The organism is Helicobacter valdiviensis (genome assembly GCF_003245365.1).
Lineage (GTDB): Bacteria > Campylobacterota > Campylobacteria > Campylobacterales > Helicobacteraceae > Helicobacter_D > Helicobacter_D valdiviensis.
The window spans coordinates 51,874-73,645 of record NZ_NBIU01000002.1 but is presented as its reverse complement, the minus strand read 5'-3'; the positions used below and the strand labels follow the sequence as shown (position 1 = coordinate 73,645).

At 31.7% G+C, this 21,772-nt stretch carries 18 protein-coding genes; 2 read left to right on the top strand and 16 right to left on the bottom strand.

Annotated features, from left to right (window positions below; genetic code table 11):
- Positions 1-208 precede the first annotated feature (208 nt).
- Positions 209-1,069 (bottom strand): hypothetical protein, encoded by an 861-nt coding sequence (locus B6S12_RS01150; protein ID WP_111228988.1) that lies wholly within the window; start codon positions 1,067-1,069, stop codon positions 209-211.
- Positions 1,070-1,240: 171 nt separating this feature from the next.
- On the opposite strand from B6S12_RS01150, the gene B6S12_RS01145 reads away from it, so the two are divergent.
- A complete protein-coding gene (locus tag B6S12_RS01145) occupies positions 1,241-1,798 on the top strand; it encodes a C39 family peptidase (RefSeq protein ID WP_111228987.1) in 558 nt (185 codons plus the stop codon).
- Positions 1,799-1,801: 3 nt separating this feature from the next.
- Here the strand turns inward: B6S12_RS01145 and B6S12_RS01140 are convergent, their stop codons facing one another.
- The 6 genes from B6S12_RS01140 to B6S12_RS01120 all read right to left on the bottom strand — a co-directional run bounded on the left by B6S12_RS01140 (position 1,802) and on the right by B6S12_RS01120 (position 7,226).
- Positions 1,802-2,983, bottom strand: a complete 1,182-nt coding sequence (locus tag B6S12_RS01140) for a hypothetical protein (protein WP_111228986.1) — start codon at positions 2,981-2,983, stop codon at positions 1,802-1,804.
- A 148-nt stretch (positions 2,984-3,131) separates the two neighbouring features.
- Positions 3,132-3,290 carry a hypothetical protein gene (locus tag B6S12_RS10990; protein ID WP_181450913.1) on the bottom strand — a complete coding sequence of 53 codons (159 nt, stop codon included), beginning with the start codon at positions 3,288-3,290 and terminating at the stop codon, positions 3,132-3,134.
- A 49-nt stretch (positions 3,291-3,339) separates the two neighbouring features.
- The gene (galE, locus tag B6S12_RS01135; protein ID WP_111228985.1) at positions 3,340-4,353 is read right to left on the bottom strand and encodes a UDP-glucose 4-epimerase GalE; all 1,014 of its coding nucleotides are present in this window, start codon (positions 4,351-4,353) and stop codon (positions 3,340-3,342) included.
- A gap of 9 nt (positions 4,354-4,362) precedes the next feature.
- Positions 4,363-4,716 carry a hypothetical protein gene (locus B6S12_RS01130; protein WP_111228984.1) on the bottom strand — a complete coding sequence of 118 codons (354 nt, stop codon included), beginning with the start codon at positions 4,714-4,716 and terminating at the stop codon, positions 4,363-4,365.
- 6 nt (positions 4,717-4,722) lie between these two features.
- Complete coding sequence (locus B6S12_RS01125) at positions 4,723-6,096, bottom strand: cytochrome P450 (RefSeq protein WP_111228983.1); 1,374 nt, start codon at positions 6,094-6,096, stop codon at positions 4,723-4,725.
- A 2-nt stretch (positions 6,097-6,098) separates the two neighbouring features.
- On the bottom strand, positions 6,099-7,226 hold the full coding sequence (locus B6S12_RS01120) for a hypothetical protein (protein WP_111228982.1): 1,128 nt from the start codon (positions 7,224-7,226) through the stop codon (positions 6,099-6,101).
- Positions 7,227-7,431: 205 nt separating this feature from the next.
- On the opposite strand from B6S12_RS01120, the gene glmS reads away from it, so the two are divergent.
- Entirely contained in the window at positions 7,432-9,222 is a 1,791-nt protein-coding gene (gene glmS / locus B6S12_RS01115) for a glutamine--fructose-6-phosphate transaminase (isomerizing) (RefSeq protein ID WP_111228981.1), read from the top strand.
- Between the two features lie 18 nt (positions 9,223-9,240).
- Here the strand turns inward: glmS and B6S12_RS01110 are convergent, their stop codons facing one another.
- The 9 genes from B6S12_RS01110 to B6S12_RS01070 form a co-directional block, all read right to left on the bottom strand.
- The gene (locus B6S12_RS01110; protein WP_111228980.1) at positions 9,241-12,162 is read right to left on the bottom strand and encodes a type I restriction endonuclease subunit R; all 2,922 of its coding nucleotides are present in this window, start codon (positions 12,160-12,162) and stop codon (positions 9,241-9,243) included.
- Positions 12,163-12,180: 18 nt separating this feature from the next.
- The gene (locus B6S12_RS01105; protein ID WP_245892460.1) at positions 12,181-13,140 is read right to left on the bottom strand and encodes a DUF4917 family protein; all 960 of its coding nucleotides are present in this window, start codon (positions 13,138-13,140) and stop codon (positions 12,181-12,183) included.
- An 80-nt stretch (positions 13,141-13,220) separates the two neighbouring features.
- Positions 13,221-13,886, bottom strand: a complete 666-nt coding sequence (locus B6S12_RS01100) for a DUF4145 domain-containing protein (RefSeq protein WP_111228978.1) — start codon at positions 13,884-13,886, stop codon at positions 13,221-13,223.
- Between the two features lie 27 nt (positions 13,887-13,913).
- Complete coding sequence (locus B6S12_RS01095; RefSeq protein WP_111228977.1) at positions 13,914-15,230, bottom strand: restriction endonuclease subunit S; 1,317 nt, start codon at positions 15,228-15,230, stop codon at positions 13,914-13,916.
- On the bottom strand, positions 15,227-17,188 hold the full coding sequence (locus B6S12_RS01090) for an N-6 DNA methylase (RefSeq protein WP_111228976.1): 1,962 nt from the start codon (positions 17,186-17,188) through the stop codon (positions 15,227-15,229). The genes B6S12_RS01095 and B6S12_RS01090 overlap by 4 nt, the downstream gene beginning before the upstream one ends.
- Positions 17,189-17,329: 141 nt before the next feature.
- The gene (locus tag B6S12_RS01085; RefSeq protein ID WP_111228975.1) at positions 17,330-17,497 is read right to left on the bottom strand and encodes a YgaP family membrane protein; all 168 of its coding nucleotides are present in this window, start codon (positions 17,495-17,497) and stop codon (positions 17,330-17,332) included.
- Between the two features lie 19 nt (positions 17,498-17,516).
- Positions 17,517-18,878: an FAD-dependent oxidoreductase gene (locus B6S12_RS01080; protein ID WP_111228974.1), complete on the bottom strand. Its 1,362-nt coding sequence runs from the start codon at positions 18,876-18,878 to the stop codon at positions 17,517-17,519.
- 177 nt (positions 18,879-19,055) lie between these two features.
- Entirely contained in the window at positions 19,056-20,471 is a 1,416-nt protein-coding gene (locus tag B6S12_RS01075) for a DegQ family serine endoprotease (protein ID WP_111228973.1), read from the bottom strand.
- A gap of 83 nt (positions 20,472-20,554) precedes the next feature.
- Complete coding sequence (locus B6S12_RS01070) at positions 20,555-21,727, bottom strand: cation:proton antiporter (protein ID WP_111228972.1); 1,173 nt, start codon at positions 21,725-21,727, stop codon at positions 20,555-20,557.
- Positions 21,728-21,772: the final 45 nt, after the last annotated feature.

The following is a 21,772-nucleotide window of genomic DNA, read 5'->3' as shown; positions in this document are numbered from 1 at the left end:
TTATGTTAAATCCTTTTTGTAATATAAAAATAAAATACTAAAATTATGCTTTACCTTTAGAATGTATTTTGTATTTTTTAAAGTTTTTTGAGAAAAAACGCAACATTATATCCAAAAAAAAGAGGAGTTTCAAATCATTAACAAAGGAGTAAAAATATTTTTAAAGTGTTTTGTGTCAGAATATCACACAAAACCTCCTTTAAAATATCTAAAACTTTTTCCATAGACTAAAAGTAAAAACACTATCAGGAGCCGAAGAGCTACCACCAGCAGTTCCAGAAATTGATACAGAAGTATCACTATCAAGACTATAAGTTGCTCCTAAAGAGAATGTGGGAATAGAATATGAATTGGAAGTTTTTATGCTTTCAAATTTAGAAGCAGTTTGATATCTTTGTTCCAATCCTGCATCTAAAGAGATTTTAGGACTTAAAATCACAGACATATCAAAGCCAAAATAAAAGCTATTGCCATATTCTAATTTTCCATAATCAAATTTCCTATCAGCATTATAAACACTTCCAATATAAAGAGAAGAAATTACAGGGTCAGAATAGTTTCTTAAAGAAAATTGTGCAGAATAGGATTTAAACATAAAGTTTTTTTCCTCATCAAAATGTTCTTCTTGTTGGATTACCCCAGCTTGCAATGTGATTTGTGGCACAAACATATCCATTATAGTATCGGCAGTGTAAATTCCACCAATCCATAAAGAATCAAAATCTACAGATCTTTGTGAGCTATATTTGAAACTAAAATTATCAACATATTCATTTTGTTTATAGCTACCACTTCCAGATACTAATAAGTCAAATTTGGGTGTAAGAGTATAAATAAAAGTTTGGTTGAGTGAGATTTGTTTGGTATCTGTCCAAGTTTTTGTATCAGGCTGTGCTACAAGAGTTGGATACATATTATAAATATAGGCATTTCCACTACTTAAATAACTAATGCTTGTAATGCTCCTTAAGCCGATTTGTTTTTTGAAAAGTGAGTCCATTGTAACAGGGTCAGATGCATAACTGATAGACAACAATAAACATAAAGATAATAAAATCCTTTTTGCCATTTGTAATTCCTTTTTTTAGATATAAAATGTAATATATAGCAAAAGCCATTCCAAAACTAATCATTTTTTAGTTTTTTTACATAGAATTTAGTAAAAATAAGTGCAATTTTATAAAATTTGATAAAATATGATATATTTTTAAGAGAAATTTTAATGGTTTAGGAAGTTAATTTGAAGAAAAGTATTTTAGTTTTATTGTGTATGATGGAATTTAGTTATAGCTTTGCTGTAAAATCTTTGCAAGAAATCCACAATCAATTTGTCGTAAGACAAAATTATGAAGAATCTTGTGGGGCTTCATCTTTGGCAAATTTACTAAACTTCTTTGAATTTAAGCAATTTAGCGAACAAGATATTTTAAAACTTTTGCAACAAAAAACTGATATGCTTAGCTTTCAAGAATTAAAAGAAGTAGCAACATTTTTAGGATATGAAACAAAAGGTTTTCAGCTCTCAAGAGATATTTTAGAAAAAATCTCTTACCCACTTTTAGTAAGAATTGAAGATGACCCTAGATTTCCTCATTTTGTAGTAGTTATTAACTATGAGGGAGATTTTATTAAAATACTAGATCCCAATTTTGGAGAATATATTAGCACCAAAAAAGAATTTTATTCTGTTTGGGATAGATTTAATAAAGGAGGATACGCACTCCTTATAGCAAGAAAAGATAGAAAACCCCCTATTATTAAAAAACTAGAATTCCCCAATAGGAGCTTCTTTAAATAGCCCCTATGCTTTTATCTCCTTATCTTTACTCTTTAACACTTCTTTTAAAATACCATCACTTTTAGTTTCTATATAAGGATTATTGACTAAATTCAATCCTCTTTTATTTTGCAATTCTTGATTTTCTTTTTCTAGCTTTTCTCTTTGTTCTAACATATCAAAAAAGTTTTGTGTGCTATTAAGATTAGAACTTAGAGAAGTTAAGAGTTCGTTGGTGGGTTTGTTTAAATCTGCTTTGTATTCTATCTTTAAATTATCAAGTCCAAAACCATAGTAATTATGAAGTCCATACATTAAATTTTTATCCAAAGCTTTATTGTTAGCTTGTTGATTTTCCCACGATAATTTAGCCCCATCAACTTCTAAGGTTTGCGTTTGTGAGTAAAATGTTATTACTTTAGAGATGGCATTGCTAATTTGTTCTTGTTGAGAAGGAGAGAGCATATCGGTAACATAGGAAAAGAAGTGATAACCTGATGCATCTTGTTTGGCTCTTAGATAAAAATCAATATTTTTTTTAAAATATGCTAAAGTTTCTTCATCAATCTCTTCTTCTTTGAAGTTTTCTTTAAAGCCTTTTATAAAGTTACTAAAATCCTTATCAATATTGTCTTGTTCTACTCTTTCTTGATAGGCTAGTAAAATTGAGGATAGTTTTCTATCCGTTTGTAAATTAGCTATTTCTTCACTAGGCTTATAATCTCCACTAAAACCGCCATTAGTATAAAAGTCATATTCTTTTTTCATAGTGTCTTCCATAAGCTTTGGATTTTTCTTATAAAGCTCTAGCATAATAGAATCCATTTGCTTATTTAAAAACTCTTGTGCTTCCTCTGCTTCTTGCAAGGTAATTTTCTTATTCATATTTTGTTTTAATTGGGTATCTATATTGTTTATGAAGTTTATATCTGTATCATCGCTATATAAAGCACTTTCATTAGTATAACACACCATATCATTTACATTTAAACTTTTTCTCCAAGCCTCTTGATAGGTATGTGTTTGATTCCTTATCTTTTCTAAAATCTCATTATCACTTAAATTTGTTTGCTCTTTATTATTGCCTTGCAAGGATATAAAAACATCATCTTGAGTATTAGAAACTTTAGGATTAGAAGTCTTATATAGGCTTGTGTAAGCCCCATTTAAAACATAACTGTTATAAGTATTAGATACACTTGCCATTGCTAAACCCCTTTATTATGATTTATTTATAAAGGAGTAAGCAAAAGGCGTTCCTTATACTTAAATATAATTTATGATATTTCTTAAAATCTTCCCATATGTTCTCTTAACCAGATTCAAACACCGCCAAGTAATAAATCTACTTTCTTTAATCTATAATATCTTTTATTTTTAGCTCATTGAGTGCAGTTTGCAAAGAAAAATTAAGCTTAACTCTTCTTTTTTGCATTTCTATTACAAAATCATTTATTACAATCGCTCCATAAAAGAAAGGATTGCAATCTTCATAGTTATTGATGCTTTCCATAGCATTTTCCTTCAATTATGTTTTAAACATAGAGGCATAACCATTCACCCTAATGCTTTAATTGCTTCTCCCACTCATAAGCACTCTTGCAAATAATCTTTAAATCATTATATTTTGGCTTCCAATTTGTATGGGTTAAAATCTTTTGATTATCACTCATTAAAATCGCAGGATCTCCAGCCCTTCTTGGCTGTTCTTTAACCGCAAAATCCACCCCACTAACTTCTTTAACACATTGAATAACCTCTTTTACACTAAAGCCAACACCATAACCCACATTATAAATTTGTGATTTCCCCTCTTTTTCTAGTGTTTTCAAGCTTTCTAAATGTGCGTTTGCTAAATCATCAATATGGATATAATCTCTTATGCAAGTTCCATCTTTTGTAGGATAATCTACACCAAAAATTCCCATTTCTTGCCTTTTACCCACAGCACATTCACAAGCCACTTTAATTAAATGTGTAGCATTTAGCGATCTTTGTCCAAGATTTTTAGAATCATTTAATGCACCTGCTACATTAAAATAACGCAAAATCACACTTTTAAAGTCCTTATTTGCCACTTCTAAGCTTTTTAAAATCTCTTCAATCATAAGTTTAGAGGCACCATAGGGGTTAATAGGATTAGGCATGGCACTTTCTTTAATAGGTTTTGCGTCTTGAACTTCTCCATAAACTGCAGCGGTGGAGCTAAAAAGCATTTTATTGATGCCAAATTTTTGCGCCATTTCTAAAAGAGTAATCGTTTTTGCTGTGTTATTATGAAAATAAAGTAAAGGCTTAACAACCGATTCACTTACAATCAAACTCCCAGCAAAATGCACAATAGCGTCTATTTTAAATGCGCTAAAAAGCTCCTCTAAAATTCCAATATCTCCAAAATCCCCACAAATAAACTCTACTCGCCCTTTAAAACTCTCTTGTAAAAAGCTAAGATTTTCCCTAAAACCTGTGCTAAGATTATCTAAAATTACAATCTTACAATCTGTATTTTTTAAAAAGCAATAAGCTGTATGTGAGCCTATATACCCGCACGCCCCTGTAAAAAGATAAGTTTGCATAATCTTCCTTTATAATTGTTTGCCAATAGTTTGATCATTAAGGCGTTTTCTTAGCATTAAGTCTATGATAGGTTGCTCTCTTGAATTTGCTCTTTTGCAATGATCTTTTTGGAAAAAATTTGTAACTTTTATCACAATTTTAGCCCATCTTTTATCTCTTTCTCTCCAAGCATGTGAAGAAATAGACTCCCAAGCATATCCATTAAAAAGTGTTGCATTTACAAAATGATCTAGCGCTCTAACCCCTTGCCTTACGCGACTAACCTTGCCAAAAGTCCCTACAATGACAATAAATAAATATCCTATCACCATCAATGGCACAAGTGCACAAAGTAGAATTGTTCCTGCTAGTTTCTCTTTCATTATTCTTTATCTTTTAGTGAATTTAATCTTCATTCCATTTGCTGAGCGGATAGTAAGCCTCCCTACCACATCTGGAACAAAACCATCTTGTAATTCTAACTTATAAGTCCTTAAAATATTTGCTAAAATCAACATCGCCTCTTGGATAGCAAATCCCTGCCCTATACATATACGCTCCCCCATACCAAAGGGCATATAAGTATCTTTTTTAATTTTATCTTTTTCTTCAAAACGCATAGGATTAAAAGCATGAGGATTCTCCCAATAATCGCTGTGCCTATGGATAAGCCAAGGAGCTACTACCACTCCGCTTCCTTCTTTTAAAGCATTTTTTTGAATACTAGTATCTTTTGTAGCAGTCCTTGCAAAAAATCCAACTGGCGGATACAATCTAAGTGATTCTTTAAAAACATTATTTAAATATTTCAAAGCTCTTAAATGCGTAACACTAAAATCCCCATTTGGATTAATTGAACATATCTCTTCATAAACCAATTCTTGCTCTTTTGTATGAGAGCTTAAAAGATAAAGAGTCCATGTAAGCGCACTTGCTGAAGTTTCATGCCCTGCTAAAAAAAGCATTGCCACTTGATCTAAAATTTCTTCAAAACTAAAACGCTCATTTGTATTTGCATCCACAACCTCTAAAAGCGAAGAAAGAATATCGCTATACTCTCTCTTACTGCCTTGGAGAGATTGCTCATAGCGAGGCTTTATAATATCTGCTAGAACTTTCCTAATTGTATTTCCTGCTTTAATTCTTTTGTATTCTCCTAAAAGTATAGAAATCCACTTTGGAAAGCAAAACATTTTATGGATGGCTGTATGCACAGTCTGCTCTTGGAAGATAACAAACGCATCTAATACTGCCTTTCCCCTTGTTGCGTCTAGTTTTTCTGACATAATAGTTCTAAAAATTACATCCGCAGTTACAAAAGTCATAATCTCATCTACTTCAAGAATGCTATCTTTAGTGCTTAAATCCTCTATTTTTTGCATCATATCAAAAACCGCTTCATTCATCAATGAAAAAACTTTAGTGATTCTAGCCTGCTCAAATGAAGGGCGTAAAAGCTCCCTTTGTCTCTTCCAAACTTCTCCATTAGTGGTAAAAATACTCTCTCCCAAAAGAGGACTTAAAAGCTCATGCAAAAGCTGACTTTTAGGAAACTCTTTTACCTCATCTACCATAATATTACGCACATCTTTTGGATGATTTGCAATTACCAAATCAAATCCAGGCATTTTTACCCTACCTGATTTCATCTTATAGCTTCTTTCATACAATCCATCAAGCCATGATCTACGCTTTAGTAAAAAAGTTACAAGCAAGCTTGCTTTGTTTTTGTGTGGGCTTGGAAAAAAGGGGCATTCACCCATCTTCACTCCTTAAATTTATTTTCTAAAAACTCACAAGAACCTATAAGCGCAAAATAATCATATTCACCCAAAATCTCATTGGCATACAAATATAAAAAATGTGCCAAATAGCGATTTTTTCGTATTTTTGCATAAGTTTCTTTGCTAAAGAGTGTAAAAAATCGTGCATTTTTAAAATGCGGAAATTTTTCTTTTTGAATACCTGCTATTGTAACAAAATCCAAAAGAGGAAAACAAGCCCCATCAATAGGGGAAGTAATATCTATCCATATCAATTTTTCCTCTATAATGCTTGCAAGCTTGGCAATAAATGCTTCATTTTCTTTTTGAAAACTTGCAAGTGGTATGCACTCTCCTAAAGTTACTAACTTTAAATTCTTAAGATTTAAATTTTTCTTTTTGGCAAGTTCTATTACTCTAGCAACCACCCCGATACTTAAAATCGTCCCAACACTATGCGAGGCAATAAGCATTTCATAATTTTTATTTTGGTGGTTTAGCTCCAAAATCTTAACAATCTTTTGTGCAAACTCATTTTCTTTAGCATTGAGTTGTGGAATTTTACCCTTTGCAAACTTAGCACAAAATACATAAATATTAGAAAGCCAAAAAACGGCTAATTTTTTACCGCAAAAAATTACAAAATCATTCCAAAATTTAAAAAAAACAATCCCAAAAATCACACCCAAAGCTAATAAAAAATTCCCAAAACCTGCCAAAATCTTCCAACCAACTAAAACCAAAAAAATCCCAAAAAATTGCATAAAAGTAAAATAAATCACCGGATAAAGCCCTGCAATAAGTTGTGTTTTAGAAGCTCTTGCAAATTTCATAAATAAACTAGAAAAAACATACACTCTTAAAAAATACAAAAATTCCTGCAAATATTGCAAACTCCCTCTAGCCCAATGTGCTCTTATGATACTATCCCATTCTAGAAAATAATAATGTGTTTTTGCACTCTTATGTGTAATTTCACAAAAAGAAAGCTCCCCTTTTTGCAAAGGAGAAATCTCTAAATTTAATCCATTGATTTTATTTTGTTTCAGTAAATTTTCCTTTAAAAGTGTATAGTAATGTCTGCGTCCTCTAGGATCATAACCAGCGATATAAAAAACATCTCGTTGCAATTTTGTCCTTTTATTGTGGCGTTGAAATTTTAAATTTTATTTTAAAAACTTATTAAAGTTTAATTTTTGCCATAACTCTATCAAATAAAACATACTAATTTTACTTAAAATTATAAAATAAATGTTTAAAACCTCGCTAATTTACTTTTTATTTATAGAATTTATGCAAGAATACAAAAATTTTTAAATTTTAGGAGTGTCTGCAATGTGTGGAATTATCGGCTATATTGGCACAAAAGAGAAAAAATCCATTCTTTTAAATGGATTAAAAGAGCTTGAATATAGAGGCTATGATTCTGCTGGAATCTGCGTTCTAAAAGAAGATAAAATAGAAACCTTTAAAGCAGTTGGGAAGCTAGAAAACTTAGAGAGAAAATGCCAAGATTTTACTTCTAGTGATTTTGGAGTGGGGATAGGACACACAAGATGGGCTACACATGGAAAACCCACAGAAGTTAATGCACACCCACACTTTGGACAATTTAGCAATGTCGTGCATAATGGAATTATTGAAAATTACCAAAGCCTAAAAGAAGAGCTGCAAAAAAAGGGAATTCATTTCATATCACAAACAGATACAGAAGTAATCGTGCATCTTTTTGAAGATTTTTTACAAAACTCCAAAACTCCACTAGAAGCTTTTAAAAAAACTATTGCTTCTTTAAAAGGTGCTTATGCAATCTTACTAATTACTCATCAAGCAAAAGATACGATTTTCTATGCCAAAAATGGCTCTCCACTCATCATAGGAAAAGGTGAAAATGATGAAATCTTCTTTGCTTCTTCTGATGCACCCCTTATTGGACTTGCTAAAGAAGTTTGCTATCTTGAAGATGGAGCATTGGGTGCGATGAATAAAGAAAACTTTGCTACTCTTTTGCATCTAAAAGAATTAAAAGGCGATAAACTTTCTGCACAAAAAGATGGTTTTACTTTCTTTATGGAAAAAGAGATTTATGAGCAACACAAGGTTTTATTAGAAACTATGATGGGAAGGGTTAATGAAACTTCTTTTGATTTAGGAGAATTAGATAATTTAAATCTAAATAACATTAACTCTATTACCCTTTGTGCTTGTGGGACAAGCTACCATGCAGCACTTGCTGGAAGCTACCTGCTAGAACGCTATGCAAAAGTAAAAACCAAAGTGGAAATTGCAAGTGAATTCCGCTACAAAGAGCCAATTTTGCACAAAGATGAGTTATTTGTCGTTATTTCACAAAGTGGCGAAACTGCTGATACCTTAGAAGCCCTCAAGCTTGTTAAAAAACAAGGTTTAAAAACTCTTAGTATTTGCAATGTAGATAATAGTAGCATTGTAAGAGAAAGTGATGCCTCGCTTCTTACGCGCGCTGGAATTGAAAAAGGGGTTGCAAGCACTAAAGCCTTTGCTACGCAGGTTATGGTATTGTGGATTTTTGCAAGTTTTCTAGCCCAAAAACGCAATCTCTTAACCAAAGAAGAGATAAAAATCCTTTCTCAAACTATGCTAAATGCTACAAAACTCACACAAGTTAATAAAAAAACTCACGAACACATCAAAAGACTTGCTAGACGCTATCTACATGGACATGGATTTTTCTTTATAGGCAGGGATATTTTCTATCCTCTAGCCCTAGAGGGTGCATTAAAGCTAAAAGAAATTAGCTATCTACATGCTGAGGGCTATCCTAGCGGAGAGATGAAGCATGGTCCTATCGCACTTGCAGATAGTGGGCTATTTTGTGTAGCACTCATGCCTAAAAATCTTTTGTATGAAAAAATTAAAAGCAATGTAGAAGAACTAAGTGCTAGAGATGCGATGATTTGTGCGATTAGTGTGGAAAATTATGAAGGTAGTGATGATTTTATACAAATCTCTCAAAGCCAAAGCTATATGGAAGAATTCTTTGAAATGATGGTAGCTTTACAGCTTTTTGCCCTAGAAGTTTCCTTGCGTTTAGGCAATGATGTAGATATGCCAAGAAACCTAGCAAAAAGTGTAACGGTGGAATAATCTTTTATTCTACCCTATTTATCCTACTTCTGCCAACACAACATCAAACATCTTTTGAACAACCCTTTGCTTAAATGCTTCATCTTCATTAAAATTTCTATAAAAGGCAAAATTTACCTCTATAATCTCTTGCATTTTTGTTTGTAGTAATTTTTCAAATTCAATACGCAAATTTTGCTTATCAGAATGCTTAGAAGATTGAATAAAGCCTTCATCTTTTAGAACATCTTCTTTGATATTTTGCAATGTCCTTGCTATTTTATCCCCCTCACTCCATTCTACATTCCCATACTTTTCATTAAATTCTTTAACAATACTTAAAAGCTCTTGCAATTCTGCTTCTTGTGTTTTGCTTGAACCATCGGCATTTGAGGGCAAAAGCTCACCATTACCTTCTAGCTCTATATTTTTACTTTCTACAAGTTGCACACGATAACTATCAAAGCTCACATTGTCTAAAATCCCTTTTGCCAAATCTTCTATTCTTGGAGGAAAAATCTTTGCAATAAGTTTCTTTAATAAAATATAGTGCTTTTCTAGGTTTATATCCTCATAGGGCAAAATCTGTGCTAAGAACGCATAGTTATTCAAATAAGTTTTTGCCTTGCTATAAAATTCTGTTTTTTCATCATCGCTTTTTTGATTAAATCGCTCTACCATTCTATCTAGCTGTGTGTGAATAATATTTTCTTTTTCTTTGTTTAAAATAGATTCTACAAAAGTATCTATCTCATCTTGTGTATAGATTTCATATTCTAAAAGATTGCTTTTAAGTTCAAAAATCTTTTCATCATCACTTTTTTCACCCAAATAAGTTTGCTCATAAAATGTGCTAAAAGATTTTGCGATTTCTTCATGTGAATTTACAAAATCTAACACAAAAGTATCTTCCTTATCTTTACATACTCTATTTAAGCGTGATAGCGTTTGCACTGCACTTACACCACTTAGGGCTTTATCTACATACATGGTATGTAATAATGGCTCATCAAATCCAGTTTGATACTTCTCTGCTACGATTAAAAACTTATATTTATCTTTTTTAAATTCCTCTTTTAGAGCATTCTCGCTAAATCCATTAAGAGCACTTTCGCTATAAGTTTCACCATTAATATTTAGCTCACCAGAAAATGCAACAATCGTTTCAAAGTTTGGAAAATTCCTCTTTAAATATTCTCTAAAGGCAAAATAATAATTAAGTGCATTTTCTCTACTTTTGGTTACTACCATAGCTTTTGCTCTAGCTCCTATTTTCTTATAAGCATGAGTGAAAAAATGATCAATCATAATTTCACTCTTTTTAGCAATAGAATCTCTATGGTTTTCCACATAGGCTTTTAGCTTTTTAGTAGCTTTTTTTTTATCATATAAAGGATTTTCTTTGATAGAAGAGAGGATTTTATAATAACTTTTATAAGTTGTATAGCCTTTTAACACATCAAGGATAAACCCTTCTTCTATTGCTTGTTTCATAGAGTAAAGATGAAAAGGGATAAACTTCTTCTCTCCATTTACATTGCAAGGCGTCCCAAACATCTCTAATGTTTTTGGCCTAGGCGTAGCGGTAAAGGCAAAATAAGAAGCATTTTTTTGTAATTTTTTGCTTTTTATAATCTCTATAATCTTTTCATCTATATCTTTTTCTTCATCTTGGCTTTTATCTCTAAGAGCCTCGCCCATTTTTTGCACACTAACACCACTTTGGCTAGAGTGTGCTTCATCAATGATAATTGCGAAAGTTTTGCTTTTTAAGGTTGTGATTTCATCTAAAATATAGGGGAATTTTTGAATAGTTGTGATGATGATTTTCTTACCCTCTTCTAGTGCCTCTTTTAGCTGTCTGCTTCCATGCGTGATAGCTTCTACTAGATTTTTTGTATTTGAAAAGGATTTTACATTTTCTCTAATTTGAGAATCTAGCACCTTTCTATCTGTAACAACAATAATGCTATCAAAAATAGGTTTTGAATCTCTATCATGCAAACTTACAAGATTATGTGCAAGCCATGAAATAGAATTACTCTTGCCACTTCCTGCACTATGCTCTATCAAATAACATTTCCCTACACCATTAGCCTTTGCGTCATCTAAAAGCTTTTCTACCACATCAAATTGATGATAGCGTGGAAAAATGATTTTTTCTTGCTCTTTATCTTTTATCATTTTTACAAAATCAAAAATAAGCGTAAGCAAAATATCTTTTCTTAATATCTTCTCCCAAAGATAAGCACTCTTTAGCCCCTCACTTGGCGGATTTCCTGCACCGCTCTTTAAGCCTATCTCGCCACTACCATTATTTAGCCCACGGTTAAAGGGGAGAAATCTTGTCTTTTCTCTTTCTAGCTTTGTGCTCATAAAGGCTAAATCACAATCTAGTGCAAAATGCACGATACAATTTTGTAAAAGCCTCTCTTTTGGATCTCTATCTTTTTTGTATTGCTCTATTGCATTATAGACATTTTGCCCGCTTAGTTGGTTTTTAAGCTCGATACTTAAAAGTGGCACACCATTTAGAAAAATCACTATATCAATAGAATTTTGATTTTCCTTACTATAATAAAGTTGGCGAATGATTGAAAGGGTGTTTTTATTATAATTTTCTACGCTATCGCTATTTAGGCTATTGCTTGGTTTTCTATAGGCTAGATTTAGCTTTATCCCGCGTATTTCTATGCCATTTTGCAGGGATTTGACAATACCTTGCTTTGTGATTTTAGAAGCAATTTGTTTTAAAATCTCATCTTGATAATCCTCTCCTAAACGCTTGTTTAGCTCATCTAATTCTTTGCTTTGTGTGGATTGTAAAAAGTTTATAAGCAATTCTTCATCAAAGCACAAAGCCTTATCGTAATTTTGACTTACTCTTTTTGCATAACCATTATTTTCTAGTAGATAAGATTCTATAAAGTTTTCTAAATCTTTTTCTTGGTAGTTAGGCATTATTAGTTCCTTTATTTTTTACCAAATTTTCACACTTTTATAATCATAAAAGAAAATTTGCTTTTTATTTTTTTCTAAATTGTTATTTTTTTCAATAAAATCCAATAACTCCTGCTGTCCTTTGTTTAAATCCGATACCCCAAAATATATATTTTTAATTTTACTTGTCAAAATAGCATCTTGTATATGTTCATCATTTGATTTTAATGTTGTCCCAAAAACAACTAAATCTCCATCTATGGCACATAGACTTTTATAGCAATGATTTAGATATGCATTGTGAATAATTTTTGTTTTTTTCTGTTCTGATGTGCCTTCCGATACAAAAACTGGATATCTGTTATTATTTAATTCTTCTTCAGTTTGCCTTTTTAAAGGTTTACCTGTTCTTGAATATGTTTTTTTAATTATTTCATCTCCACTATCAAAAATATGTAAAGCCCCGTGCAGATAAAAACAAGTATTGCCATGAGAATTGTTATCAAATACTACTTCATTTCCATTTTTGCCATTGCAAAAACCATCAATAAATACTTTCGTGCTATCTTGAATTTGCTTATTTTTTATTTTTTCTCTTAATTTTTCAGTAGTCCAATATAACAATAAATCATAATTTAATGAATATATATTTTTGTATTCTTTTATAAAATCTATAGTTAAAAAAAATTTATCATCAGAAATTTCTGTTATTTTTTCTGGATGATTATTTGTGATAATATCAACTAAAAATTGTTTTAATTTTTTAGAATCTTCCAATAATTGCTTGCATAATTTTTCATCTTGTGTATAAATTTGTATAATTTTAGAAGTATTTTCTAAAATTTTAACAACTTCTTCAAAATCGCTAGTGTTATTGTTTTTAAATATTTGATGAATCTTTGAATTTTCTTTTATGATGCCTTTATCAATAGCACTTTGCAATAAGCTAGCAAAAGAAAAACGCTCTTTATTGTAAGCCATACTAAAACCATTTCCCAAAAGAAGGTGTCTTTTTTCACCTGTTTGTTTTAAAACTTCATCGTATGTCAAGAATCGATCTTCCATATTTTTCCTTTGATTTATTGTTTTTTACCTAAAGCGCTTTTTAGTTTATTAAGTCTTTCTTCTCTTTCCTTTGGTTTTGTAATAATTTCTCCTATAATAAAATTAATCATTTCAAAAAGAATATTTGCAATCTCTAAATTATCATTAATATCCAATTCTGAAGGGTGAATAGCTCTATTGCCAATCAATCTAACAGAATTCATTGCTTCTTTAATCATTGCCTCTTGAGCTTGATAAAAATTTCCAATTTCTATTATTTTTTCAATATCTTGATTAAGATTTTCGATTTTTAATTCGTTATACCCTTCAATGTTTTCTTTAAGATATTTCATTAATTCTTGCAACGCCAACCGCAATAAAGCACAAGCGGCCCTAGGAGAATCACCCAAAACCAAAGATGCTTCTTCATAAATTTCTTTAACATTTTCAGGCATATTTTCTTCAGGAGGAATAGTAACTTCCCTTGGAAAGAATATTTTTGCATTTTTATCTTTTAAATACCAAATAACACTCCTTTTGCAATTAAAACAAGTAGAATCAAAAAAAGAATATCCCTCCACTTGTTTTATATCCCTGCTTGTACACTCATAAAAAGTATCCCATTTCATACTTGAATATACTTCACAATGAGGACAATTAAACGCTTTTCCTTCAAAATATGGCTTAGTGTATTTATTCATAATTTAACCTCCAAAATTATAGTTAATTTAGTTTTTTCCAATTCTACCACAAACGGCTTGATTTATAAGTGTGGTTTTGTATTCTTTTATGAGTTTTATTTGTTTTTTGGTTTTTTCTATGATTTTATCTATCTTAGAAATTTTAGAATCTAAAAATTGTGCGATTTGCTCTTGCTCTTCTATAGGCGGAAGTGGGGATTTAAACTCATGAAAATCAGACTGATATAAATGCTTAATAGTTGAACCACAAGTCTTTAAAGCAACAAATTCTTTAAAATATTGCGCATTTATAATATAAAATAAATATTTTACAGAGCATATTTTTTCCCTAACCCTTACAAGAAAAATTCCTGTGTTTAGCGTGGCTTGATTGGGGCATTTTTTAACTATAGCTGTTTTTCCTATAGTTCCATCTTTTGTTATTAGTAAATCATCATTTTGCAAATGTATATTTGGGTCTTCATAGAATCTTTTTTCGCCTATCCTTCTACATTTATCCCATGAGATTTCATTGTTATCAAAATCATTGCCTGTAACCAAATAAGCTCCTTCATTATACTGAAACTCATTGCTATTTAATCCATGGAAACCTATTCTGCCTTTAACATAAGCCACAAATTTAATTTTGCTTACTTCCCAATGCTTTGGAATCTCTCCTAAATGCTCTATGCCACTATCTTTGAAATTTACATTTTTATCAAGTCCCTTGGTAACGCATTCATTAATAAGGGATTGCTTTTTCTCATTTAGAAGTGTGATGAGCTTTTGCTTTTTCTCTATGAAGTTTGTTATCTGCATGCATTTAGAATCTAAAAAATCCGCAATTGCTTTTTGCTCTTCTAGGGATGGAAGTGGGATTTTAAGATTTTGAACAATAAGCAAGCTAATATTGTTTTGCGTAGTTGCGCTTGAAAGTGTAATAATATATTTCGTTGTTGAGTGCAAAATATAAAAAAGAAATTTATAAAAAATTTCTTTTTTTGGTTGAATTGCAAGTATGGCTTGATTTGTTGTTACAGGTAAATCAGAATATGCAATCTTCCCTAATGACGCATAAATTGAATATAGGATTGAAAATGGTGGAATAATCTTAGCTGACGATGCTTCTAAACCCTTTTGAGTAATACGCCGACTTGTATCCCTTATAAAACTTGACTTAGTAATATCCTCAATAGACACCCACAAATATGAATTGCTTTTATCTGAACTCCAATAGTCAGATATTGATGTATCAGGTGTTCCGCCTCCAATCAATTTCTCGGCAATATGCTTAATTTTCACCACTTCCCAATACTCTGGAATCTCCCCAAGCCATTCTATACCGCTATCTTTAAAAGCTCTCATTGTATAATCTCACTTAAGAGATCTTGCACTTCTTTTTCTAGCTCTTTTAGTTCGCTATCAATTTCTTTTAAACTTCTTGGTGGTGTGTAGGTATAGAAATATTTGTTAAAAAGGATTTCATAGCCTACACTTGCACTCTCCCAAGCCATCCAAGAGTTTGAAACATAAGGCTTTACTTCATTATCATAGTAGCTTTGTATATCTACTTTTAGTGGGATTTTCTCTGTATTGTTGGTTTTATCAGAATCTAGCAGGAGATTTTCTTCACTCTTTTTTAGCTTCACTCCAAGATAGGAGAAAAACTCTGCTCTATCTTTGAAATCTTTTGGGCTAGATTCTAGCTCTTGTAGTTTTTGTAGGATTTTGTCTTTATCTTTTAGTTTTGCAAATTTTTCATCATCTTTTAGAGATTCTGTGCTTTTTGGCTTTTCTATAAGGATTTTGGTATAGCCAAAGTCGCTATTATCTAGAATCTTGCAATCCTCATTTTCACTAAAATTCAAAAATAAATCTGTGATTTTTTCTATATGCTCTTTTGTCATCTCGTTTTGCTTTTGTCCTAGGGACTTTTTCATCTTGGAGAAATATTTAGGACTTGTAGCGTTTATTAGCTGGACTTTGCCTTTTTTATGCTCTGGCTTATTATTTGTGATAATCCATATAAAAGTGGGAATTCCTGTGTTATAGAACATATTGGTAGGGAGTGCGACTATAGATTCTAAATAGTCATTTGCTATGATGTGTTTTCTAATGGCAACCATTCCACTATCAGAGTTAAAAAGTGAGCTTCCATTATGCACGCTTGCTATGCGTGAGCCTTTAAGCTTGCTTTGTGTGGAGTTGCTATTTTTAGATTCTTTAGATTTTTGAGATTCTGGGTTAGCTTCCTCACAAGGCTTCATCTTGCTTAGCATATTTAATAAAAACATCATTTGCCCATCGCTCTTGCTTGTAATACCTACTTGAAATCTTAAATCCTTGCAAGTTTTCTTGCTATCTACACCTAGTTCTTTTTGATCCTTTTCCCAAGATTTTCCATAAGGCGGATTTGTAAGCATGAAATCAAACTTTAGATTCCCTAGTTTGTCATCACTTAGTGTTGAGCCATATTTGATATTGTTTGGATCTTCGCCCTTTATTAGCATATCTGCTTTGCATATGGCGTAGGTTTCTGGGTTTATCTCTTGTCCATAGAGATGGATACTTGCCTTTGATTGCATTAGGCTATCTGTGATAAATTCTTTAGATTCTGTTAGCATTCCACCGCTTCCACAGGCATTATCATAGATAGTGTAAATCCCCTCTTTTATCTGCTCTTTAACTGGCAAAAATACAAGATGTGTCATAAGCTCGATAATCTCTCTTGGTGTGAAGTGTTCTCCTGCTTCTTCGTTATTTTCTTCATTAAACTTTCTTATAAGCTCTTCAAAGACATATCCCATACCAAGATTACTTAAGCCTTTGTGGATAATTTTTCCTTTATCATCTAAAATAGGATTAATAGAAAGGTTTATCTTAGGCGAGCAAAATCGCTCTATCACGCCATAGAGTATATTTGCCTCTTCAAGCGTATCAAGCTGATTTTTGAATTTAAACTTAGAAATAATATCTTTTATATTTTCACTAAAGCCATCTAGGTAGTTTTCAAAGTTTATTCTAATATTTTTAGGATCATTTAGGAGTGTCTGCAAGGTAAAGTTTGAATGATTATGAAATCCTAAATTACTCCCTTTATCCCCGCCAAGTAGATTATCAAAATTTTCTAGTTTATCTTTATAGGCATTGTAGGTTTTTAATACCCGCTCTTTTGTAGGCTCTAAGAGGACATCAATGCGTCTTAGAATAGTCATAGGCAAAATTACATCGCGATATTTGCCTTTTACATACACATCGCGGAGTAAATCATCTGCTACACTCCAAATAAAATTAATAATTGGTTGAAATTCTTGTGTTTTCAAAAATATCCCCTATTAAATAAAAGAATTGTATGTAAATTTTACTAAAAAGCATTTAAAAATATTATAGTTTTTATTAGAAGAATAGCTTCAAATAGAGAGTTTAAAATTAATCTTGCTAGATAAGGAGGAATTGCTCCTCCTTTAGCTTTGCTTTTTCTTTAATAGCTTATACAAAGGACAATATCCATAAACTGCACTAAGTAAAGGTAATAAAGAAATTAACCACCACCAACTTTGGCACACAAATCCAAATACAAAATACAACGCCATTGCAACTAAAAGGCGTATTGTTTTATCTAAATTACTCATTTTTTATCCTTTATTTATTTTATGCTTTTGCAAACACCATGCCCTTCATTACCATTGCTTTCATCAAATACACTTTGACAAACCAATTAAGCCAACTCTCTCTAGTCGCACCAAAACAAGGCATACTAGGATCAACCCCCTCATAATTAAACTCAACCATTACCGCCTTACCATAGCGAGTAAGAAGCGGACAAGCTGTATAGCCATAGAATTTTGCACTAAGTGGCTTACCATTTAAATGATCTAAAATATTTTGTGCTATTACTGGATATTGCTTTCTAATGCTTGCACCTGTCTTACCCTTTGGCACACCTGCACAATCCCCAATAGCAAAAATAGTAGGATATTTTTTGTGCTGCAGGGTAAATTTATCCACATCCACCCAATTTCCTGCTACATGTCCGCTAGTTACTGCAAGTCCTGCTTTAGCGATAAAAGGAGAAGTAATCATCTTAGGAATTACAAACAAATAATCAAAAGGAACGCTAACTTGCTCTATTGCTGTTTTTTGCACCCCATTTTCAGTATATGGCATAAGCTTGTCAAAATAAGCAATCTTATTTTCTTTATCCACTTTTCTTAGCAAATGTCTCATAGAATAAGGCATTTTTCTCTCTAAGAAAAATTGCTCTATCATTTTTGCATGCACTGGAGAAGAAAGCATACTTTCCCCGCCTACATAAAGATGCATTTGCACTTTGGAGCGCATATTTTTACTAGTAGCTAAATCCTCTAAAAGAAAATTTACTTTTTTGTTTGCACCACCACATTTTATAGGAGTGTTTGGCTCTGCAAAAACTGCTTTACCTCCATTTTTAACAAGCTCTTGTATCATTGTATGTGCTTTTACTGATCCATCTACGGTATAAATACTTGCAATGTTGCTATATTGTGGATCATTGATAATTTCTTCACTTAATCCCTCATACTCTTCAAACTTGTAAGTTGTCCCTGTTGCAATTATCAAATAATCATAAGAATAAGTTTTCCCACTTGTAGTAACTAGGCTTTTATCATCTGGATTAACCAAATCTATATTTTCCTTAATCCAATTTACTTTTTCATTAATCAAATCTTGCTTTTGAAATTCTGTGTCTTTTTTATCATAAATTCCTCCTGCAATTAGTGTAAATCCTGGTTGATAATAAAGAATAGGATCTGCATCAAAAAGATTAATTTTTGCATTAGGCAAATCATCTATTAGCTTTGCAGAAAGAGAAATCCCTCCAAGTCCTGCACCAATAATTGCAATATTTGGAGCTAGATTAGACTTTGCTTCTGCCTTTGTAGCCATCAAGCCACCTGCAGTCCCTAGTGCAACTCCACCTACACCCATAATTTTTAACAAGTCTCTACGACTGATATTTTTTGTCTTTTCCATAGGAACTCCCTAATTTTTTTAAAGCAAAAAAATTATAACAAAGGCTTGCAAGTCTTCTTTGTAACAAAGTTACTAAAAATTTAACTTTTTGGATTTGAAAATGAAGAGAGATTTTTAAAAAATACCACAAAAGAAAGGAGAATCTTTTGTGGAAAATCAAGGAGAAAATGAAATTTATTATTTAGTTACAATGGTAAAAATTCTACCACCACGATTAATAAGCATTCTTTTGGTTTGCCCTTTATAGCGACTTAATGCTTCATTAAAAGTTTTAAGATTATTAATACTAAAGCTTTCAATCTGAACAATAATATCACCTCTTACAAAACCAAGCTCTTCTGCTTTGCTCTCTGGCTTTACATCGGTTACAAACACACCTTGAATGCTATTTGGTATGCCAAGCTGTGCTTTTAGCTCTTGAGTTAGATTATCCACAGATAAGCCACTAATCCCGCCTACTTTCGCTCCTAAAGTTTGTGTTTGCTCCTCTTTAGCCTTGGCTAAAGTAAGGCTAATTGTTTGCTCTTTTTTATCGCGGATAATAGTTAGTGTAATTCTTTCTTTTGGATTAAAGGTTCCAATGATATTTTTAAGCTCTGAAGGACTTTTTACTTCTTTATTATTAACTTTAGTGATAAGATCCCATACTTTTAATCCTGCATTTTGTGCTGGAGAATCCTCTTCAATAGCTATAATGACTGCACCTTTTTGGTTATTATAAACACTTTTTAAATCCTCACTTACTTCTTGAATACTAACACCTAAAAATCCTCTCTCAATCACACCTTTTTCAATAAGATCTTTAGAGATTTTTTTTACCATTTCTGAAGGAATCGCAAAACCAATCCCGTGATTCCCACCTGTGCGTGAAAGAATAGCAGTATTAATCCCAATCAAACCTCCACGGCTATCTACAAGCGCACCTCCACTATTGCCTGGGTTTATAGAAGCATCGGTTTGGATAAAGTTTTCATAATCATTAATCCCTATTCCACTTTTATTAAGTGCTGAAATAATCCCTTGTGTAATACTCTCGCCTACTCCAAAAGGATTCCCAATAGCAAACACAACATCGCCTACCTTTAAATCGCTACTAGAGGCAAATTTTAAAAAGGGAAGATCTTTTGCATTAATCTTAATCACCGCTAAATCGCTTTTGGCATCTTTTCCAATGAGTTTTGCAGTATATTCTTTATTGCTCTCTGGCAAAGAAACAAGGATTTTATCCGCTCCATCAATTACATGATTATTGGTTACAATATATCCATCACTAGATATAATAACACCACTTCCTAAACTGCGTTCAATTCTGTCTTTTGGCACAATAGAGCCAAAAGAATCTCCAAAAAATTGCCTAAAAAAGGGATCTCGCATTAAAGGATGGTTTTGCATATTGGGGGCTTTTACTTTCTTTTGTGTAGAAATATTTACCACTCCATTTTTAGCATCTTTTATTGAATCATAATAAGAATAAATTTTATTTTGAGAAAGATTGGGTGTTTCTCTTTCTGTAATACTTGGCAGTTCCTGCACTTCAAAGGCAAAAACATTACTAGCAATCAATGCACTTAAAAATAGCATTTTTGCTTTCATTTCCACTCCTTTTTTTGAAATTAAAATTATTTTATCAAAGGTTATTATTTCAAAAGAATGTAAATCAATAGTCAATCATTCTTTTAGCTTGAAATATTCTCACAATTTTTAGAATAATTTGAGATAAATTTAATACAAATTGTAAGCAAAATCCCCTCTAAAATTGCTGCTAGAATAAAAGCATAATATTCTTGTGTGCTAATAGCATTAAATTGCTTTCCAAGCTGTGCAGTAGCCACTAAAAATGTAAGTGGCATAGAATGTGAAAAAGCAAAAAGTAAAACTTTTTGATAATCTTTAAAATAGCTTTTATAAGCAATAAAAGCACTCATTAAACGCAAGCTTAACATAACCATAATGATAGTTAAAGTTTGCCAAAGTAAATATGCGTTATTAAAAATAAGATTTAAGTCTAATGTAGAACCTACATAAATAAAAAACAATGGGATAAAAAACCCAAATCCAAAATCATTTAATTTCTCCGCTAAGCCCTTTTGATAATGGAAATAGGTAGCCAAAATCATACCCGCTAAAAATGCACCCAAAACCTTTTCCAACCCTAAAAGCTGTGCTATTCCAATCATGCTCAAAAAAAGCATTGCTGAAAATCTAATATCTTGGTTTTTACTAGAATCTTTTGGCACAAGCAGGAATTTTAATGCAGGAAACCACCAAAATAAAATATCTGCAATCTTAAAAATCCCTACAATTACGCTTAAAAACACAAATAAAACAATCAAGGTCTTATAAAGCTCGAAAGTATGTCCATAAGAATACGCACCATTTAGCACCACCAAAACTACAATACTAATAAGCTCTCCCAAAATCCCCACATTCAACGAAAGAGTTAGCCAATCGGTATTTTTGGGATATTCTTTTAAAAGTGCCATAATCATTCCAAGACTCATAACAGGCAATGCAACTATGTAAAACTCCGAAACTCCCGCATAAAACACATATAAAAAAGCCAACCCATAAAGAACAACAAAATAAACTCCCGCTCTTTTTAAAAATGCTATTCCAAGCTTATTAAAAGTCTTTAAATCTACTTCTAGTCCTGCTAAAAACATCAAAAATAAAAATCCAATCTGTGCGATAAATTCTAAAGAACTTGAATAAGTAAAAATACCAAAATGGAAGGCAATCGCTCCTAAAATAATTTCCGTAACCACAAGCGGTATTCTAGTTAGTGAGCTAATAAAAGGTGCTATTGCAATAAGCAAAGAAATAATACCAAAGGTAATGACAACTTCCATAATATCCCTAAAAAAATTTTTTGCAGTATAGCAAAAGAAGTTTTA

Bases quoted from the DNA above. Each gene is read 5' to 3' on its own strand.
- B6S12_RS01100 (WP_111228978.1), bottom strand. From the start codon at position 13,886: ATGAATAAATACACTAAGCCATATTTTGAAGGAAAAGCGTTTAATTGT.
- B6S12_RS01075 (WP_111228973.1), bottom strand. From the start codon at position 20,471: ATGAAAGCAAAAATGCTATTTTTAAGTGCATTGATTGCTAGTAATGTT.
- B6S12_RS01125 (WP_111228983.1), bottom strand. From the start codon at position 6,096: ATGGGTGAATGCCCCTTTTTTCCAAGCCCACACAAAAACAAAGCAAGC.
- galE (WP_111228985.1), bottom strand. From the start codon at position 4,353: ATGCAAACTTATCTTTTTACAGGGGCGTGCGGGTATATAGGCTCACAT.
- B6S12_RS01085 (WP_111228975.1), bottom strand. From the start codon at position 17,497: ATGAGTAATTTAGATAAAACAATACGCCTTTTAGTTGCAATGGCGTTG.
- B6S12_RS01095 (WP_111228977.1), bottom strand. From the start codon at position 15,230: ATGAGAGCTTTTAAAGATAGCGGTATAGAATGGCTTGGGGAGATTCCA.
- B6S12_RS01070 (WP_111228972.1), bottom strand. From the start codon at position 21,727: ATGGAAGTTGTCATTACCTTTGGTATTATTTCTTTGCTTATTGCAATA.
- B6S12_RS10990 (WP_181450913.1), bottom strand. From the start codon at position 3,290: ATGGAAAGCATCAATAACTATGAAGATTGCAATCCTTTCTTTTATGGA.
- glmS (WP_111228981.1), top strand. From the start codon at position 7,432: ATGTGTGGAATTATCGGCTATATTGGCACAAAAGAGAAAAAATCCATT.
- B6S12_RS01140 (WP_111228986.1), bottom strand. From the start codon at position 2,983: ATGGCAAGTGTATCTAATACTTATAACAGTTATGTTTTAAATGGGGCT.
- B6S12_RS01130 (WP_111228984.1), bottom strand. From the start codon at position 4,716: ATGAAAGAGAAACTAGCAGGAACAATTCTACTTTGTGCACTTGTGCCA.
- B6S12_RS01150 (WP_111228988.1), bottom strand. From the start codon at position 1,069: ATGGCAAAAAGGATTTTATTATCTTTATGTTTATTGTTGTCTATCAGT.
- B6S12_RS01080 (WP_111228974.1), bottom strand. From the start codon at position 18,878: ATGGAAAAGACAAAAAATATCAGTCGTAGAGACTTGTTAAAAATTATG.
- B6S12_RS01110 (WP_111228980.1), bottom strand. From the start codon at position 12,162: ATGCCTAACTACCAAGAAAAAGATTTAGAAAACTTTATAGAATCTTAT.